This window comes from Ideonella sp. P3_A4, assembly GCF_056403075.1.
Window position 1 is genome coordinate 1 of record NZ_JBFUGE010000080.1, and the last position, 17,681, is coordinate 17,681.

Annotated in this window: 17 protein-coding genes; 4 read left to right on the forward strand and 13 right to left on the reverse strand. The window is 67.1% G+C overall.

The genetic code is table 11. From position 1 onward, the window contains the following. The 9 genes from AC1DYI_RS10510 to AC1DYI_RS10550 form a co-directional block, all read right to left on the reverse strand. Positions 1–2,655: efflux RND transporter permease subunit (locus AC1DYI_RS10510; protein WP_477204051.1), on the reverse strand; the 2,655-nt coding region annotated here is incomplete at its 3' end. Further along, on the reverse strand, positions 2,652–3,902 hold the full coding sequence (locus AC1DYI_RS10515) for an efflux RND transporter periplasmic adaptor subunit (protein WP_477204052.1): 1,251 nt from the start codon (positions 3,900–3,902) through the stop codon (positions 2,652–2,654). The genes AC1DYI_RS10510 and AC1DYI_RS10515, both read right to left, overlap by 4 nt. Beyond that, positions 3,899–5,134 carry a TolC family protein gene (locus tag AC1DYI_RS10520; protein WP_477204053.1) on the reverse strand — a complete coding sequence of 412 codons (1,236 nt, stop codon included), beginning with the start codon at positions 5,132–5,134 and terminating at the stop codon, positions 3,899–3,901. Before AC1DYI_RS10520 ends, AC1DYI_RS10515 begins: the two co-directional genes overlap by 4 nt. 77 nt (positions 5,135–5,211) lie before the next feature. Beyond that, positions 5,212–5,598: a hypothetical protein gene (locus tag AC1DYI_RS10525; RefSeq protein ID WP_477204054.1), complete on the reverse strand. Its 387-nt coding sequence runs from the start codon at positions 5,596–5,598 to the stop codon at positions 5,212–5,214. Positions 5,599–5,651: 53 nt separating this feature from the next. Then, positions 5,652–6,005: a copper-binding protein gene (locus AC1DYI_RS10530; RefSeq protein ID WP_477204055.1), complete on the reverse strand. Its 354-nt coding sequence runs from the start codon at positions 6,003–6,005 to the stop codon at positions 5,652–5,654. Positions 6,006–6,037: 32 nt separating this feature from the next. Further along, positions 6,038–6,535 (reverse strand): cupredoxin domain-containing protein, encoded by a 498-nt coding sequence (locus AC1DYI_RS10535; protein ID WP_477204056.1) that lies wholly within the window; start codon positions 6,533–6,535, stop codon positions 6,038–6,040. Positions 6,536–6,546: 11 nt separating this feature from the next. Next, positions 6,547–7,914 carry a multicopper oxidase family protein gene (locus AC1DYI_RS10540; protein ID WP_477204057.1) on the reverse strand — a complete coding sequence of 456 codons (1,368 nt, stop codon included), beginning with the start codon at positions 7,912–7,914 and terminating at the stop codon, positions 6,547–6,549. Positions 7,915–7,928: 14 nt separating this feature from the next. Continuing rightward, positions 7,929–9,371: a TolC family protein gene (locus tag AC1DYI_RS10545; RefSeq protein ID WP_477204058.1), complete on the reverse strand. Its 1,443-nt coding sequence runs from the start codon at positions 9,369–9,371 to the stop codon at positions 7,929–7,931. Positions 9,372–9,468: 97 nt separating this feature from the next. Continuing rightward, positions 9,469–9,888: a hypothetical protein gene (locus AC1DYI_RS10550; RefSeq protein WP_477204059.1), complete on the reverse strand. Its 420-nt coding sequence runs from the start codon at positions 9,886–9,888 to the stop codon at positions 9,469–9,471. Between the two features lie 128 nt (positions 9,889–10,016). On the opposite strand from AC1DYI_RS10550, the gene AC1DYI_RS10555 reads away from it, so the two are divergent. From AC1DYI_RS10555 to AC1DYI_RS10570, 4 genes are all read left to right on the forward strand, one after another. Continuing rightward, on the forward strand, positions 10,017–10,409 hold the full coding sequence (locus AC1DYI_RS10555; protein WP_477204060.1) for a hypothetical protein: 393 nt from the start codon (positions 10,017–10,019) through the stop codon (positions 10,407–10,409). 137 nt (positions 10,410–10,546) lie between these two features. Next, on the forward strand, positions 10,547–10,810 hold the full coding sequence (locus AC1DYI_RS10560; protein WP_477204061.1) for a heavy-metal-associated domain-containing protein: 264 nt from the start codon (positions 10,547–10,549) through the stop codon (positions 10,808–10,810). Positions 10,811–10,900: 90 nt separating this feature from the next. Continuing rightward, positions 10,901–11,161: a DUF2933 domain-containing protein gene (locus AC1DYI_RS10565; RefSeq protein WP_477204062.1), complete on the forward strand. Its 261-nt coding sequence runs from the start codon at positions 10,901–10,903 to the stop codon at positions 11,159–11,161. Positions 11,162–11,589: 428 nt separating this feature from the next. Then, positions 11,590–13,809, forward strand: a complete 2,220-nt coding sequence (locus tag AC1DYI_RS10570) for a copper-transporting P-type ATPase (RefSeq protein WP_477204067.1) — start codon at positions 11,590–11,592, stop codon at positions 13,807–13,809. Positions 13,810–13,858: 49 nt separating this feature from the next. On the opposite strand, the gene AC1DYI_RS10575 is transcribed toward AC1DYI_RS10570, so the two are convergent. The 4 genes from AC1DYI_RS10575 to AC1DYI_RS10590 form a co-directional block, all read right to left on the reverse strand. Further along, positions 13,859–14,242 (reverse strand): hypothetical protein, encoded by a 384-nt coding sequence (locus AC1DYI_RS10575; RefSeq protein ID WP_477204063.1) that lies wholly within the window; start codon positions 14,240–14,242, stop codon positions 13,859–13,861. 10 nt (positions 14,243–14,252) lie between these two features. After that, entirely contained in the window at positions 14,253–14,810 is a 558-nt protein-coding gene (locus tag AC1DYI_RS10580) for a metalloprotease (protein ID WP_477204064.1), read from the reverse strand. Between the two features lie 137 nt (positions 14,811–14,947). Then, positions 14,948–17,260 carry a hypothetical protein gene (locus AC1DYI_RS10585; RefSeq protein WP_477204065.1) on the reverse strand — a complete coding sequence of 771 codons (2,313 nt, stop codon included), beginning with the start codon at positions 17,258–17,260 and terminating at the stop codon, positions 14,948–14,950. An 87-nt stretch (positions 17,261–17,347) separates the two neighbouring features. After that, on the reverse strand, positions 17,348–17,681 hold a 334-nt coding region (locus AC1DYI_RS10590), incomplete at its 5' end, for a hypothetical protein (protein ID WP_477204066.1).

Sequence of the window (17,681 nt, forward strand, 5' to 3'; positions counted from 1 at the left end):
GAGCAGGACGAAGATGACGGCCAGCGTGGCCGGCACGACGAGCTTCAGGCGTTCGGTCGCGCGTTCGAGGTACTCGAACTGCCCCGACCACGAGACGGCGTAGCCTGCTGGCACAGCCACCTGCTGCTGCACCGCCGCCTGCATGTCGCGCACGACCGAGCGCAGGTCGCGCCCGCGCACGTCCACATACACCCAGCCCGACAGCCGCGCGTTCTCGCTGCGCAGCATCGGTGGCCCCTCTTCCAGCACCACCCGCGCCACGTCTTTCAGCAGCACGGTGGCGCCGGTGGACGTGACGAACGGCAGCTCGCGCAAGCGCTCCAGCGAGTCGCGGATCTCGCGCGGGTAGCGAACGTTGATCGGGAACCGCTCGCGCCCCTGAATCACCTCGCCGACGTTGTCACCGCCAATTGCCGTCGAGACCACGGCCTGCACGTCCGCCACGGCAAGGCCGTAGCGCGCCGCGGCCAGCCGGTCCACGTCGACATCGATGTAATGCCCACCAGTGAGTCTTTCAGCCAGCGCAGACGAGACGCCCGGCACACTCTTCACCGCGACCTCGATCCGGCTTGCCAGCCGGTCGATGGTCGCCAGGTCAGCCCCAGCGATCTTGATGCCCACCGGGCTCTTGACCCCGGTGGCCAGCATGTCGATGCGGTTGCGGATCGGCGGCACCCAGATGTTCGACATGCCCGGCACCTTCACCGCGCGGTCCAGCTCTTCGATCAGCTTGTCCGGTGTCATCCCGGCGCGCCACTGGTCCCGCGGCTTGAACTGGATCGTGGTCTCGAACATCTCCAGCGGCGCCGGGTCGGTCGCGGTGTCGGCGCGGCCAGCCTTGCCGAAAACACGTTCGACCTCCGGCACGGTCTTGATCAGGCGATCGGTCTGCTGCAGCAGCTCGGCGGCCTTCGAGGCGGACAGCCCCGGCAGCGCCGAAGGCATGTAGAGCAGATCGCCTTCGTCAAGCGGCGGTAGGAACTCGCCGCCGAGTCGGGAGAGCGGAATGGCCGTCAGTGCCAGCACGATGGCCGCCACAGCCAGCGTGACCCACGGGAACCGCAACACAGCCTCCAGCAGCGGCCGGTAGGCAGCCATCAGCCACCGGTTGAGTGGGTTGCTCGCCTCGCTCGGAATGTGCCCGCGGATCAGGTAGCCCATCAGCACCGGTACCAGCGTGATCGACAAGCCAGCCGCTGCGGCCATTGCATAGGTCTTTGTGAATGCCAGCGGCGAGAACAATCGCCCCTCCTGCGCCTCCAGCGTGAAGACGGGCACGAACGACAGCGTGATCACGAGCAGCGAGAAGAACAGTGCCGGCCCCACCTCGCCGGCCGAGTCGGCGACGAGTTGCCAACGTTGCGCGAGCGTGGGTGGCTGGCCCTGCGCTGCCTCGAAGGCTTCGAGGTGCCGGTGCGTGTTCTCGATCAACACGATCGCCGCGTCGACCATCGCCCCCAGCGCGATCGCGATGCCACCCCGGCTGAGGATGTTCGCGCTGACGCCCTGCTGGTGCATCACGACGAAAGCGGCCAGCACGCCCACCGGCAGCGTCACCACCGCAACGAAGGCCGAGCGCAGGTGGAACAGGAAGATCGCGCAGACCAGCGCGACGACGATGAACTCCTCGATCAGCTTGTCACGCAGATTCAAGACCGCCCTGTCGATCAGCAGCGAGCGGTCGTAGGTCGGCACCACCTCGACACCCTTCGGCAGGCTCGCCTTCAGCGACTGCAGCTTTGCCTTCACGGCCTCGATCGTCGTCCTGGCGTTCTTGCCGGAGCGCATCACCACCACGCCACCGGCGACCTCCCCTTGTCCATCGAGCTCGGCGATGCCACGCCGCATCTCCGGGCCGATCTGCACGAAGGCCACGTCGCGCAGCAGCACCGGCGTCGAGCCGCTCACCGACAACGGGATGCTGCGAAAGTCGTCGAGCGAGCTCAGGAAGCCGCGCGAGCGCACCATGTACTCAGTCTCTGCCATCTCGACGACCGAGCCGCCCGAGGCCTGGTTGGCCTTGCGGATCGCCTCGACCACCGCCGTTTGAGAGATACCAAGCGCCCGCATCCTGTCCGGGTCGAGCACCACCTGGTACTGCTTGACCATGCCGCCGATGCTCGCGACCTCGGCCACGTCGGGCACGGTCTTCAGCTCGTACTTCAGGAACCAGTCGTTCAGCGCGCGCAGCTGGCCGATGTCGTGGTGGCCGCTGCGATCCACCAACGCATACTCGTAGACCCAACCGACGCCAGTCGCGTCCGGCCCGAGCGCGGCGTTCGCCCCGGCAGGCAGTCGACTCTGCACTTGGCTCAGGTACTCGACGACGCGGGAGCGTGCCCAGTACGGGTCGGTCTTGTCATCGAACAGCACGTAGACGAACGAGTCGCCGAAGAACGAGTAGCCACGCACGGTCTTGGCGCCCGGCACGCTGAGCATCGTTGTCGTCAGCGGGTAGGTGACGAGGTCTTCAACGACCTGCGGCGCCTTGCCCGGGAACGGCGTGCGGATGATGACCTGCGTGTCGGACAGGTCCGGCAGTGCGTCCAGCGGCGTCTTGGCGATCGACCACAGGCCCGCGGCCACGAGGAATGCTGCCGCGATAAGCACGAGGAATCGGTTCGCCACCGACCAGCGAATGACGGCGGCAATCACTTGGTGCCCTCCGCCGTGGTCATGCGATCCAGCACCGAACGCAGCCGCGCCTCCGAGTCGACCAGGAACTGGCCGCTGGCCACGACCTCGTCGCCTTCCTTCACGCCCTCGATGACCTCCAGCGTGTCGCCGAGATCGGCACCGAGCTTCAACGTCCGCGGCTCGAACGCGCCCGCGCCTGTTCGCACGATGGCGACCACCCGCGTGCCGGTGCGGATGACCGCTTCGGACGGCACGACCAAGCGAGAAACGGTGGGGCCTGCAAACTGCAGCCGAAGCAGCATGCCAGGGACCAGTTGGCCGCCCCGGTTGTCGACCTCGAAGCGGGCCTGCAGCGTGCGCGTGGCTGCATTGACCTGCGGCAGGATCTCCTTCAACTCGCCGGTGAAGGTCTGCGACGGGTCGGCCTGCAGCGCTGCCTTCACCTGCTGGCCGCGCACCAACCGCGTCGCTTGAGTCTCCGGCACCTCGGCCACAGCCCAGACCTTGTCGAGGCCGGCGATACGGAACAGCGTCATGCCAGGCGACACGGCAACGCCTTCGCGCACGCCCAGTTCGGCAACCACGCCGTTGGTCGGCGCCACCAGCGTGAAGCGGGCCTGCGGCGCTGTGCCTTCCTCCGCCTGGCGGACCAGCTCGGGCGGGATCGACATCGCGCGGGTGCGTTCACGCGCAGCGTCGACCAGGTCGGCCGGTGCACCGGAACGCTTCAGCGCCATCAGTTCGCTCAAGGGGCCCAACCAATCGGGTGCATAGATGGTCGCCAGGGCCTGGCCTTGGCGCACCCGCTCCATCGGTGCCCGCACCGACAGGCGCTCGACCCAGCCCGACACCCGCGACTGCACGGCGACGCTCAAGCGCTCGTCGAACTGCACGGCACCAACAGCATCGAACGACGAGCCCACGTCAGCGCGCTTCACCACGGCCGTACGAATGCCGAGGTTCTGCTGCACCTGCGGGCTGATCTTGACGCCCGTGCCACCGCCGGCGTCTTCGCCGTCGTCGGCATAGACTGGCTGCAGTTGCATGTCCATGAACGGCGACTTGCCGGGTTTGTCGAACTTCTGGCCCGGCACCATCGGGTCGTGCCAGTAGAGGACTTTGCGCGGCGCCGAAACCGCGACGTGGGGCGCCGCCACCATCTGGCCCGACGAAGGCTCCGCAGCCCGGTGGCCGAGGTAGAACGACACAGCGGCGACGCCAATCGCAGCAGCCACGGCGACAGCAGTCATCAACGCGCGGTTCATGGCTCGACTCCCCCGCCAATCGGCTTGAAGCTCAGTTGGGCCAAGGTCTTGGCCAGATCGCGCTCAAGCGAGAGCAGCTTGCGTTGCACCTGCACCTCGGCGTGGCGGGCTTCGAACAGCGTCACCAAGCTCGACTGGTTCGAGCGATAGGCGGCCAGCGCCGTGGCACTGCGCTGCTGCGCCGGCACCAGCACCGCGGTGCGGTAGCGGGCTATGCGCGCCTGCAGTCGCTCGGCATCGCTGGCAAGCGCGGCGTACTCGCCGGCGGCTGCGCGCTGGGCTTCGTCCAACTCGGCCTCTGCCTTGTCAACCAGCGCCTGCTTGGCGGCTGTCTCTCGGTCCTGCCGCGCGGCGGGCGCCACCGTCAGCGGGATGCTGACGCCGAACGACACCATGTCGGGGAAGCCGGTGCGTTGCCCGTACGAAACCTCCCAGGTCCAGTTCGGCCTGCGGTTCAGCCGCGCTGCGGCCAGCTCTTGCCGCGCAACGTCGAGCTCTCGGTGCTTGACGATGACCGCGGGATGGAAGGACACGAACTGCGCGGGCGTTGGTGTGGCCAGCTTCGGTGGCGCACTCAGCTCCGCCACCGCCACGCCCACCCAGCGCAACAACGCAGCCTCGGCCGCGGCCTGTTGCTGGCGAATCTCTTCCGATTCGTCCTCGGCCATGCCCAACGAACTCGTCAGCGCCAGCACCTCGGCGCTGTTGCCGGAAGGCGTGGCCAGGCGCCCCTTCCCCGCTTCGAGCTCTTCGTGCGCGTGGTGCTCGGTCAACCGCATGAGATTCAGCGCTTCGCCCGCGCAGTACGCATCCAGGTACGCCAGCGCTGTCTGCAGCCGCGCGTCCGCCGCGGCCACCTGCACCATCGCCGACTCGCGGCTCACCACGCCTCTCGCCGCCGCCTCGCGGGCCGAGCGCTTGTCCGACGAGACCCACTCCTGCGCGATGCCGATGCGCTTCATCGTCATGCCATCGGCCGTCGTGCTGAATCTGTCGGTGCCCGCGACGGGCAGGTTGTCCACGCCGACAGTCAGCAATGGATCCGGCTGCTGGCCTGCCGCACGGGCCATCTCGGCCGCACTCTGCGCACCTGCTTGCGCCGCGTGTGTCGCCTGCGAACGCTGAACGGCCAGGGCTATCGCCTGGTCGAGAGACAAAGGTGCCGCGGCGGCCCAAGCGGCCGGCAGCAAGGCGCCCGCCATCGCGGCGGCACGCAAGATGCGTAGGGACATCGAAACTCCGAGGACGAGCGGGAACAAGGCTGGTGGGCGGACGCGCCGCACCAGCACCGGTCAATCGACGGAGCGGGTCAGACCCGGAGTCTGAGCGTGGAAAGGAAGAGCGGATCCGGGGGCGGTTGCCCCTCGGAGGTGGCGGTTGGCGGCACCGCACTGCGCGGGGCGTCTGCCGCGAGCACGAGGGGGTGCTCGATCACCTGCACGATGGCCGGCAAGCCGGCCGCGGGCAGCTTCACGGCTTCGAAGGCCTTGCCCGGCTGCGCTGAATGCTCATGGCACAGCACCGGCTGAACCGGGTCCATGTCCTGGCAGGGYACACCGTCCTGCGCCATCGCAGCCATGGCCTCGACGTCCACCTGCTGCGGGCACACATAGCGCGCCAACGCCAGCTGCGAGAACAGCAGCGACAACACCACGAAGAACGCGGTGGTCAGGCGGTGGGAGCGAAGGCGCAGCATGAGGGCTTTCAGTCTAACGCCGCGCAAAGCCGCCGGCGCTTGCGATTGATCAGCTACTTGGCGGCTTCCATGGCCGTCACCGTGATGGCGCCATTGACCCGGTCGGCTGCGAACCGGACCTTGTCGCCAGGCTTGAGGCTGTCGAGCATCTTCGCGTCGGCGACCTTGAAGACCATCGTCATGCCGGGCATCTCGAGGTTGGCGATCGGGCCGTGCTTGAGCGTGACCTTGCCTTGGTCCTTGTCGATCTTTCGGACCTCGCCTTCAGCCATGGCGCCGGCTGGCGCCGATGCTTCGGCTGCGGGGTGGTGCGCGGCGTGGTCAGCGGTGTTTGATTGCGCACAGGCCGGGGCCACCAGCACGAGGAATGCGACGGACGCGGCGGAGAGGTTGGCAGTGAGGTTCATCGGGAAAGCGCTTGACGAAGGAAGGCAGTAGTTCATTTGACGACCAGCTTGCCGACCATGCCGGCTTCGAAGTGACCGGGGATCAGGCAAGCAAACTGGTACTCGCCGGCCTGGGTGAATTGCCACACGATCTCGCCTTTCGCACCGGGCTTCACGTGGGCCATGTTCGCGTCGGCGTGTTCCATCTCCGGAAATTTCTTCATCAGCTCGGCGTGTTCCTTCAGCTCCTGCGGCGTTCCCAGCACCATCTCGTGCAACTGCCGGCCGCTGTTGCTGATGACGAACTTCACCGTCTCGCCGCGGCGGATCACCACGTCCGACGGCGTGAAGCGAAAGGCGTCGCTCATGTCGACCCGGATCGTGCGGCTGACATTCTTCGGATCGCCTTCGCGCCCGAACGCGCGGTTCTCGACCTTCGTGGCGTCATAGCTATGTGGTTTCGCGGGGTGGCTTTCGTCGCCGTGCGCGATCGCACCGCCAATGAGTGCGGACAGTGCAATGACCACCCCGGCCCGTTTGTTGATCTTCATGGTGTGCTCCTTCAATGGCCGGCATGGCCGGTGGGCTTGCGAACCTGCAGCGTGTTGGCATCGGCCTTCGCGCTGGGCGCCCGGACAGCCTCGGGCGCCTCTGCCGTGTACTCACTGGCCAGCGTGCCGGCAGGGTGCTTGTACGGGCCCGGGTCTTTGTAGTCGCCGCGGGCCACGTCGTCGCGAACCTTCACGACGCTGAACATGCCGCCCATGCCGATCGGGCCGAACGGCCCCTGCCCGGTCATCATCGGCAAGGTGTTGTCGGGGATCGGCATCTCCATCTCGGCCATGTCGTGCATACCCTTGTCGCCCATCACCATGTAGTCGGGCACGAGCTGGGTGATCTTCTTCGCGACGTCGCGGTGGTCGACGCCGATCATCGTCGGCACGTTGTGGCCCATCGCGTTCATCGTGTGGTGCGACTTGTGGCAGTGGATCGCCCAGTCGCCGGCCAGCGCGTTGAACTCGATCGCGCGCATCTGGCCGACGGCGATGTCGGTCGTCACCTCGGGCCAGCGCGCGCTCTTGGGCACCCAGCCACCATCGGTGCCGGTGACCTCGARATGCGGCCCGTGCATGTGGATCGGGTGGTTCGTCATCGTCAGGTTGCCGACGCGGATGCGCACGCGGTCACCCGTTCGCGCGACAAACGGGTCGATGCCCGGGAACGCGCGGCTGTTCCAGGTCCACAGGTTGAAGTCCAGCATCGTGTTGACGCGTGGCGTGGCGCTGCCGGGCTCGACGTCGTAGGCATTCAGGATGAAGCCGAAGTCGCGGTCAACCTTCATCTGCCGCGCGTCCTTCGGGTGGACGATGAACAGGCCCATCATCCCCATCGCCATCTGCACCATCTCGTCGGCATGCGGGTGGTACATGAAGGTGCCCGGGCGCTGCAGCACGAACTCGTACATGAAGGTCTTGCCGACCGCGATGGGTGGCTGCGACAAGCCGGTCACGCTGTCCATGCCCGAGGGCAGCAGGACTCCGTGCCAATGCACGCTGGTGACCTCGGGCAGCTTGTTGGTCACGAAGATGCGCACGCGGTCACCCTCGACCGCCTCGATCGTCGGGCCCGGGCTGGTGCCGTTGTAGCCCCAGAGGTTGGCCTTCATGCCCGGGGCGATCTCGCGCACCACCGACTCGGCGACCAGGTGGAACTCCTTGACGCCGTCTTTCATGCGCCACGGCAGCGACCAGCCGTTGAGGGTCACCATCGGCAGGTAGGGCCGGCCGTTGGGCGGTGGCGGCGGCAACTGCGTCGCTGGCGAAGACTGGAGCACGGCTTCGGGCAGGACCGCGGCACCGGCCCGGCTGACAGCAGCGGCGCCCAGCAAGGTGGCGCCCGCCGCCTGGAAAAAGTTTCTGCGATTGGTCATGGTGGTTCGTGCCTTCAGTGGCCGGCCGGTGAAGCGGCCGCGGGCTTGGAGGGCGTCATCGCGGGCGACGCACCAGGCGAGCGGCCGGTCAAAGCGGTCTGCAGGCGGGTCTCGGCCACCCAGTAGTCTCGCAATGCCTCCACGGCGCCACTCACGCCGGCGATCTGTTCACGCGCATCGGCCAGCAGCTCGAAGACGCTGGCCAGCATGCCGTTGTAGCGAAGCAGGTTCTCGTCGGAGATGCGCTTGCGCAGCGGCACCACCTCGTCGCGGTAGTGCCTGGCCAGGTCATAGGCGGTGCGGTAGGCCGAATAAGCCTCGCGCGCCTCTGACCGCGCGTTGGTCGCCACCGCCGCGATGCGATGGACGGCCTGCATGTAGGTCGCCTCGGCGCGCGCCACGCGGGTCGAGGCGAAGTCGAACAGCGGCAATTCGAGTTCGATCTCGTAGCCGCGCTTGTGCGGCTCGCCGGTACTGCTCTGGTTCTGGTAGCCGGCGTGCAGCACGTTGACGAAGCGTGTCGCCTTCGACAACCCAAGGGACTTCGCGGTGGCCTCGGCTGCGCGCGTGGCCATCAGCACGTCCAGGCGCTTGTCCATCGCCGTCTGCTCGGCGTCTTTCGGCTCGGCCGGCGCATCGGGCAGATCCGGCAATCGGTCCGGCAGCTTGAAGCCGAGCTGGTCGCCGCTGAGCCCCAGCACGCGGATGAGCTGCTCGCGCGCGGCCACGGCCTGGTGCTTGGCGCGGGCCAGTTGCAGCGTTGCATCGGAGTAGAACGCCTGCTCGCGCATCTGGTTCAGCGGGCTGAAGTTGCCGGCCGCTCGCATGCGTTGGGCCAACTCGTTCGACGCATCGGCGGCTTCCTTGACCTGGCCGTGGTAGCCGACCAATTGCTCGGCAGCCACCGCTTCGAAGAAGGCCGTGCGGGCCTCGGCAGCGACACCGACCGTCTCGTAAGCCGCTTGCAGCTGAACCTGCTCGAAACGCTGCTGTTCGGCCTCGTGGGCCAGCGGCATCGTCAGCAACCCCAGCACGTCGAAGACGACTGCACGGTCGATTTCGACCAGGCCACCGCCACTCAATCGGCCAAAGCTGAACGAGGGGTTGGCGAGCCGGCCGGTGCGCACGAGGTCCGCCTCGGCGATGCCCAGTTCGGCGTAGTCGGCTTGCAGGCCGCGGTTGTTCAGCAGTGCGATCTCGACGGCAGCGTCAGCCGTCAACGGTTGCTTCAGCAATTCGGCGACACGYGCACCGGCAGCACTGGTCTGCTCGGCCGTGCGCTGCAACGTGGGCGTCTGGCCGATGCGGTCCTTGGTCAATTGCTCGACGGTGCCGAAGCCGCCGTCCTGCGAGAACGAAGCGCAGCCAGCAAGGGACAAGCCAGCCAGCGCCAACGCGGTCAGCCGAGCAACGCGTGGCACCACAACAGGCGCCCGCCAATGGAGAAGTCTTTGCATGGTTCGAAGTGATCTGACACACCGGCCGCGGGGCGGCCAGCCAGGGCCCGTGCAGACGCACGAGCGCCATCAGGCCCCGCGCGGAGGCCTCAACAGGTCAGATGCTTCGGGGAGGTCGCTCCTGCCCGTCCGAGAGGAAGCTCGGGGCAGGTGCGCAGATATCGGGGAAGGATGCCGTGGCCAGGCCGTAAGGCTGCGGAACGCTCGGCATGGTGCTTAGCAACGGAGTGGCCGAGCAGCAGGCAGAGCACAGGTTGCACTTGTCGTGGCCCATCGGGCCCTTGCCGTGGTGGCCGCCGTCGTGATCGTCATGGTGACTGCCGCCAGCGTGGTCGTGCTGGGCATGGTCCTGGTGACCGTGTTCCTGCGCGACGGCAGCGGTGCCGTGGTCCATCTGCCGCATCTCGCTTTGCGTGCCCGCCGCAACGGGTGGGCACAGCATTGCAGCAGCGATCGCACCCCGAACCGGGAGCAACGCCGCGAGCAACACCAGAAGCCAGATGCGAATGACTTTCACGGCGCGCAGATTAGCAGAAGGACATGGTCCGAACCGGGCATCTGCACAGTGTGGACCTTGCCCCCATGGCAAGGTCAAGCGGGAAGAGCCGGCTGCCCAGACGCACGTTCACCACTACATTGCACGCCATGAAAACCTCCATCGCCTTCTCGCTCCTGTTGACCCTGGCCACCGGCGTTGCCGTTGCCGCCGAGGCCGACCTCGTCTCCATCGCCTGGGGCGCCGACGGCCGATTTGCACATGAAGCCAAGGTGCCGCCGTCCAAGTTCGTCGAGGTCTGCGGCCAGCTCGCGGCCGGCACCAGCATCGATTGGAGCTTCGAGGCCGCGGCGCCGATGAACTTCAACATCCACTACCACGAAGGCAAGGATGTCCGCTTCCCTGCCAAGCAAGACCAGGCAACGCAGGCCAAGGGCACACTGAAGGCCGAGATCGCGCAGGACTACTGCTGGATGTGGACCAACAAGTCGGCCTCATCCGCGTCGTTGAAGCTGACGCTGAAGCGCAACGAGGCTCGGTGAGGCTTACCCGGCCGTGCCGCGCGACGGGCGTGGCATGGCGCTGTTGACTTTCATCAAGCTGCCGTTGCCAGGCGCTTGACCTTCCAACGGCAGCAAGGCGCACATTGGGCCATCGACCACCCTCGAAGGACCCAGCGATGCTTGCCTACCGCGTTGACGACATGACCTGCGGCCACTGCGCCAGCACCATCAACAAAGCCATCCGCGCCGTGGACGCCGGCGCCAAGGTGGAGGTGGACATCGGCCGGAAGCTGGTGCGCGTCGAGCCCACCGAATCGGACGCCGACGCCTTGGTCGACGCCATCAAGGAGGCGGGCTACACCCCGGTGCCACAAGAGCCGGAGCGCGCGGTGGCGATGGCCGGACCGAAGTCCGGCGGATGCTGCGGGTGCTGCCGCTGATCGCCGGCCGGCGCCCGGCGGATTGACGCACATCAACCCGCCGCCGGCGATGAGGGCTGATCCTGAAGGCCGCTGACAAGGAGCGTTGCCGTGAACCACGAAGATCGACAGCCGCCCTCTTTCTGGCGCTCGCCCGCTGGCTTGGCATTGCTCGTCGCGGCAGCGGCCGGGGGCCTCTACCTGGTGACCGCACACACAGCCCACCTCCTCGGCGTCCTGCCCGCTCTGTTCCTGCTGGCGTGCCCGCTGATGCATGTGTTCATGCACCGCGGCCATGKCCACGGCAGTCACCGACATCGGGACGACCACTCGTCCGAGGACGACCGTGGACACCCGCCCGGCCGTCACTGATCGAGCCATCAAGGGGGCCGAACTCGCTTCCGGCCTGGGCGCCATCGCCCTCGGCGCTGGCCTGGCGCTCGTCCTGCCCGATTGGCTTCGTTCGTTCGCTGTTCCCCTGCTGTTCGGTGGCCTCGTCGTCCACGGCGCGGGCATGACGTTGAAGCACCGGTGGGAGAGCCGCCGCGGGTCGCAGCGAGCATGGGAGCGAGGCCTCTTCTGGCTTTGTTGGGCTTGCCTCGCAGGCCTGGCCCTTTGGATGGCTGCGGTCCCACTCCTTGCCCAGCGATAGCGGCACGCACGCGTGCCATTGACCTTCCTACACCGTCAAGGTTCAGACTTCGAACAACAACAGGGAGCGCGCCATGACGTCATCCGACCCCGATCTCCACAGCCACATGGGCCATGAGGACCATCCGGCTTCGCACGCAACCCATGTGATGCCCGATGRCACGGTGATGAAGGGGGTGCACGGCGCACACGTCGGGCACGCACACCACCACCCGCCACCGTCGAAGCAGGGCAAGACCACGCCTGCGGCCGAAGGGGCCGAGTACACCTGCCCGATGCACCCGCAAGTCCGCCAGATCGGGCCGGGCCACTGCCCCATCTGCGGCATGGCGCTGGAACCGGTCCTGGCGACCGAGTCAACCGGTGAGAGCCCCGAACTGCGGGACATGACCCGGCGCATGTGGATCGGCACCGCGTTGACGGCCCCGGTATTCGCTCTCGAGATGGGTGGGCACCTGATCGACCTGCACCACTTGATCGGCCAGCAACTGTCGAACTGGATCCAGCTGCTGCTGGGCACGCCAGTGGTGCTGTGGGCGGGTTGGCCGTTCTTCGTACGCGCGGTGGCGTCGGTGAAGAACCGCAGCCTGAACATGTTCTCGCTGATCGCCCTGGGCACCGGCGCGGCCTGGCTCTACAGCATCGTCGGCGCGGTGGCTCCATCGCTGTTCCCGGCCGACTTGCGGCTGGCCGATGGCGCCGTACCGATCTACTTCGAAGCGGCGGCTGTCATCACGGTGCTGGTGCTGCTGGGCCAGGTGCTGGAGTTGCGTGCACGGGAGAAGACCTCGGGTGCGATCAAGGCGCTGCTGGGCCTGGCACCAAAAACCGCCGTCAAGGTCACGGCCGAGGGCAACGACGAGACCGTGGCGGTGGACGACATCCAAGTCGGCCACCTGCTGCGCGTTCGCCCTGGCGAGAAGGTCCCTGTCGACGGCGAGGTCACCGACGGCAAGGGCAATGTCGACGAATCGATGGTAACCGGCGAGCCCATCCCGGTGGCGAAGGTCGTGGGCTCCAAAGTGACCGCCGGCACCTTGAACCAGACCGGCGGCTTCGTCATGCGCGCCGAGAAGGTTGGCGCCGACACGCTGCTGTCGCAGATCGTGCACATGGTGGCCGCTGCGCAACGCAGCCGGGCACCGATCCAACGCATGGCCGACCAGGTGGCTGGCTGGTTCGTCCCCGCTGTGATCCTGGTCGCCGCACTCACCTTCGTTGCATGGCTGGTGTGGGGCCCGGCGCCAGCGTTCAGCTACGCACTCGTGACGGCCGTGGCGGTTCTCATCATCGCGTGCCCGTGTGCGCTGGGGCTCGCCACCCCGATGTCGATCATGGTGGGGGTGGGCCGCGGCGCGCAACATGGCGTGCTAATCCGCGACGCCGAGGCGCTCGAGCGCATGGAGAAGGTCGACACCCTGGTCATCGACAAAACCGGCACGCTCACCGAAGGACGGCCGAAGGTCGTGCACATCGAGGCGGCGCCTGGCTTCGCTACCGATGAGGTGTTGCAAAAGCTCGCCAGCGTCGAGCGCGCCAGCGAACATCCGCTCGCGCTGGCGATCGTCAACGACGCGCAGCAGCGCCAGCTGGCGCTGACGCCAGTGACGGATTTCGATTCCCCGGTCGGCAAGGGCGTTGTCGGCCAGGTCGACGGCGTTCAGGTCATCTCCGGCAGCGCCAAGTTCCTGGCCGAACAAGGCATCGATGCGACGCCGCTGAGCGGCGCCGCAGAGGTTCAGCGCACCAAGGCCGCCACCGTCATCTTTGTGGGTTTGAACGGGAAGCTGGCCGGCTTCGTCGCGATCGCCGACCCGATCAAGCCAACCACGCCCCAGGCACTGCAGGCCTTGAAAACCGTCGGCGTGCGCATCGTGATGCTGACCGGCGACGGCAAGACGACTGCCGAGGCGGTAGGGCGCGAGCTCGGGATCGACGAGGTCGTGGCCGAGGTCTTCCCGGAAGACAAAGCGTCGGTCGTGAAGCGCTTGAAGTCCGAAGGCCGGGTGGTCGCGATGGCGGGTGACGGTGTCAACGATGCGCCAGCGCTGGCTGCCGCCGAGGTCGGCATCGCGATGGGGACCGGCACCGATGTCGCGATGGAAAGCTCCGGGATCACGCTGCTCAAAGGCGACCTCATGGGCATCGTGCGTGCGCGGACGCTGTCGCACGCGACGATGAAGAACATCCGCCAGAACCTCGTGCTCAGCTTTGCCTACAACGTGGCGGGCATTCCGCTCGCGGCGGGCGTCCTCTACCCCTTCTTCGGCGTGCTGCTTTCCCCTGTCGTGGCCGCCGCGGCCATGGCGTTGTCCTCGGTCAGCGTCATCGGCAACGCGTTGCGGCTGCGGGCTGTGAAGGTAGCTTGAACTGCAAGCGGGCAGGCGATCTGCCGGATGGTCCGGCCGACGCCGGGCGTCAGAGCGCCCGCCATTCGCTCAGGCAATGCGCCGCCAGCGCCGTCAACCAGCGGTCGCTCGTCGGGTCGAACGCCAGGCCGAACTTCGGGCTGACCACGAACCCGGCCCGCTCAAACATCTGGCGATCGCGCGTGCGGACGAAGTCACGCAGCTCTTCGAACGGGATCGTCAGCTCACCAAGCTGGACCGACGCAGCTTGCAACGTCACCTCTTCCAATCGCCCCGAGGTCTGGAAGCGGAACACCACCGAGCCGTAGTCGAACTCGATCAGCCCGACGACGTTGAAGCCCTCTTGCAGCGGCTTGCCGTGCAGGCGCAGCACATCGTCGCGAGACGCGCTGAACGGCAGGCCGTTGACGCTGACGAAGGGTTCGAGCTGCATGGCACCCGCTTCACTTGACTCGCTGGATGATGGCCCTGGTCGTTCGCCGAGCGGCGCGATGGCCGCGTGCGTCGCGCCAAAGAATAGGCACCAGGCGCCACGCAAGTTGACCGTCCAGCCCCGGGAAGGGCAGCAGGTTGAAGACGGCCATCAGGATGCTGAAGTGCCCGAGGATCGCGGCGACGGTGCTGAAGTATGAGTTGGCGCCCAGCGGAGTGACTTGAGCCAGCACGCTCAGCGGCAGGGCGACGGCCAGCTGCAGCAGCACGCCACCCCACGCGATGATGGCTTCTTCTCGCAGGTAGTGCGGGCTGTCGCACTCGCACAAGCCATGGACGACACCGATGTAGATACCGGTGGCGTCKTAGCCAAGCCGCCTGGCCATCAGGGCATGGCCAATCTCGTGCAGCAATATCAACGCGAAGTAGGACGAGACCGCCAGGACGGCGTGGACCGGCTGCCGGATCAACGCGCCGAACAAAACGCCCGCGCCCAGCAGCGCCGACCAGTGCAGGTACAGGTTGATGCCAAGGATCTTGGGCCGCTTCAGGGCGATGTAGCTGCGCATGCGCTTGGGGAACGGGCTGTCGAGTCAGGCGCGCATTGTGCGGTTCGCCGCCGCGCGCGCCCTCAACGAATCACCAGGTTCCCCTTCACGCCGACCCAGCACGCCACCCTCGGCGCGCCAATCGCCGGCGCATCAACTCACTTCCCCTGCCCCGCCTTCCACTTCAGCAGCAGGTCGGTCAGTGCTTTTGGCCGGTTCGTGGGCTCAGGAAAGCCGTTCTTGGTCTGGCTGTTCAGGCCGTGGCAGGTGGTGCAGGTGCGGATCTCACCGGCGGCGAAGCTGACCCACACGCGTTCGCGCACCACCGACTCGTTGGTCGGGCTCATCGTCTGCCAGGTCAGCGCACGGCCAGCCGGCACGAAGGCGGCCATCGAGCCGTCGGTGCCGAGCTTGACGGTGCCTTGCGGTGCACCGGGAAACGCCGGCAACTGGTCTTCCAGGTTCGGGTGCTGCTGGCTGTCGTGCATCGGCTTGACGTAGACGCGGCGACCGTTGCCCGAGTGGGCATAGCCGCGCGTCAGGTCGGCCTGCAGCAGCTGCATGCGGTCGATCGAGTAGACCTTGCCGCCGCTCGGCACGTTCTTCACGCCGCTCGGGATCTTCAAGTTGAAGGGCTGCGAGACATCGGCCCGGTCGCGCATCGTCACGTTGCGCGACACGATCAGCGCCATCTTGTTGTCCACCAGCCAGTCGCGCAGCTGGTTCATGTCGACGCCGGCGTCGGCGATGGCCTGCTGCTCGATCGGGTCGACCTGCATGGTGCGCGGTATCGGCCGCGCGCGTGGCCGCACCTCGACCAGGTCGACCTCGTTCAGCGGGCCGTTGTACTGGTGCGGCTGGGCTTCGTCCTGCCACCAGCGCACGTTCTTGACCAGGCCGCCGGTCAGCGAGGCACCGGCCAGCCAGTCAGGCCCGTTCTGGTTCTTCACCATCGGCTTGAGCTGGAAGACGTAGCGCGGCTTGGGGTGCAGCACGTCTTTCGAATCGTCCGCGTTGACGCGGTACTCGGGCGTGTGGCTGACGTAGAACGTGCCGTCGGTGGTCTTCACCGGGTTGCGGTAATGGCCGGTCTGCGACGGCGTGGGCGGGTGGTCGCCGTTGGGGTCGGAGTCGAGCGTTGCGTTGGTGTAGTCGGTGATCGCCACCGTCTCGGGGTTGACGCCCGGCGCCATCGCAAACTCGATCAGACGGCCCGCCGCCTGGCGGCTGAACTCCTGGGCATAGACGCCGTAGTAGCGGCCGGCCTGCGTCGGGTCCTCCTTCAGCTGGAAGATGCCCGAGTCGGAGCGGAAGGTCCCCCGCATCGCGGCGTTGGCGTCATAGGGCGGGAACAGGTAGCTCAGGTTCGGGTCGTCTAGAAAAACGCCGTCCATGTAGGTGCCACCGAATTCGTGCCGGCCGACGTGGTTCAGCGTCTCTTCGCCCGAGCCGTCTTCGTTGATCTGCCAGATGAAGAACTGGTTGAAATCCTGCAGCGCCTCGTTCGGGTTGCGCGTCGGGTCTTGTGCGACGCGTGCTTCGGGGTAGACGTCGTACAGCACGCCCTTGTTGTCGGCGATGAGCTTTCCGTTGTCGTCGTAGGGCGGGTAGACCTTGCGCGTCGCCGTCGGGCTCTCGTCGGCGTAGTCGAAGGGGCCGTACTGGCCGCCGTTGTAGCGGTCGGTATCGGCCTGCTGGTCGCGCTTCAGGTGGTCCCATTTGGTGAACAGCAGGCGGCCGAAGCTGTCCAGGTAGAGGTCGAACACACCGCTGGGCGCATGCTCGATCATCCCCAGCTCGCCGCTGGCCGGGTCCAGCTTCCAGATGCCGGTGTTGGTGCTGGCGTTCTCGTACTCGTCGAGCTGCGGGTACGTGTGCTTCATGCCAAACAGTGGCTTGTCGCTGGTGAAGAGCACGCGGTCATCGCTGCCGTAGATCGGCGACATGTTGTTGTACGGCGGCTGGTGGGCGATCTTGCGGATCTTGGCCGTCTGGCCTTTCTTGATGCCGCTGACCTCGTAGATTTGCCAGCGCCGCAGCGGGTTTTCATACCGTGCGGTCGGGCCGCCGACCAGCATCGAGAACAGCGCCTTGTCGCCGGACCAGTGCACGGTCGGTTGCCGCACGGCAATCGCCTTGGCGCCGCCCTGGATGCCGCCACTGTCGACGCCCCAACCGGCCTCGCGGGTCAGGTTGCGCAGCGTGCCGTCGGGGTAGCGGATGTACAGGTCACCGCCCGGCACGGCGCTGCTGATGCCACCGCCGAAATTGGAGAAGGTGTTGAGCTGGTAGGTGAAGCTGGCGTTCGGCACCGCGGTGACGAACATCAGCGGATGCGGCGTCGCCAGCTGGCCCGACGTGCGCGCAGCCGAGGCCGGCGACGCCGTGGCGGACACGGCCAGGGTGGGTGCGGTGCCCGCAAGCACGGCAGCAGCAAGCAGGGCCGCGAGAAGCGTGAGCCGGTGTGTCATGGTCGAGAAACGGCGTGCGCCGCCCCAGTGTTCGTTGACGATGCGGCAGTGTTCCGTGCCCGGCGGGTGGCGGCGGTCACGGAACGGTCAGGAAACGCAAGGTAACCCGTTGTAGTCCGTTTCGCGCTCGGTGGCACGCAGGGCGATGCGCGCGATCTCGCGCGGTGGCAGCCCGCTACCCTCCGCCCGCAGACGTTCGAAAGCAGCGTCGCCCAAGCGCATGTGCGCCATCCGCTGCGCGCGCTCGAACGCGCGGGCCTCGTTCGGGTCGCGCCGCGCTGGGCGGCTCGTCGCCCGGAAGGCATCGGCGGCCCCAAGCAATCGCGCCGCATCCCCCGACCGCGCCTCCACAGCGGCGAGCCACGCGGCGTGGTCGCACAGCGACGGCAGGGTGCCTTCGTCGGCCAGCGGCCAGGCTTCG

Coding starts and splice junctions, on each gene's coding strand:
- AC1DYI_RS10535 (WP_477204056.1), bottom strand. CDS start 6,535: ATGAAGATCAACAAACGGGCCGGGGTGGTCATTGCACTGTCCGCACTC.
- AC1DYI_RS10530 (WP_477204055.1), bottom strand. CDS start 6,005: ATGAACCTCACTGCCAACCTCTCCGCCGCGTCCGTCGCATTCCTCGTG.
- AC1DYI_RS10520 (WP_477204053.1), bottom strand. CDS start 5,134: ATGTCCCTACGCATCTTGCGTGCCGCCGCGATGGCGGGCGCCTTGCTG.
- AC1DYI_RS10515 (WP_477204052.1), bottom strand. CDS start 3,902: ATGAACCGCGCGTTGATGACTGCTGTCGCCGTGGCTGCTGCGATTGGC.
- AC1DYI_RS10555 (WP_477204060.1), top strand. CDS start 10,017: ATGAAAACCTCCATCGCCTTCTCGCTCCTGTTGACCCTGGCCACCGGC.
- AC1DYI_RS10560 (WP_477204061.1), top strand. CDS start 10,547: ATGCTTGCCTACCGCGTTGACGACATGACCTGCGGCCACTGCGCCAGC.
- AC1DYI_RS10585 (WP_477204065.1), bottom strand. CDS start 17,260: ATGACACACCGGCTCACGCTTCTCGCGGCCCTGCTTGCTGCTGCCGTG.
- AC1DYI_RS10575 (WP_477204063.1), bottom strand. CDS start 14,242: ATGCAGCTCGAACCCTTCGTCAGCGTCAACGGCCTGCCGTTCAGCGCG.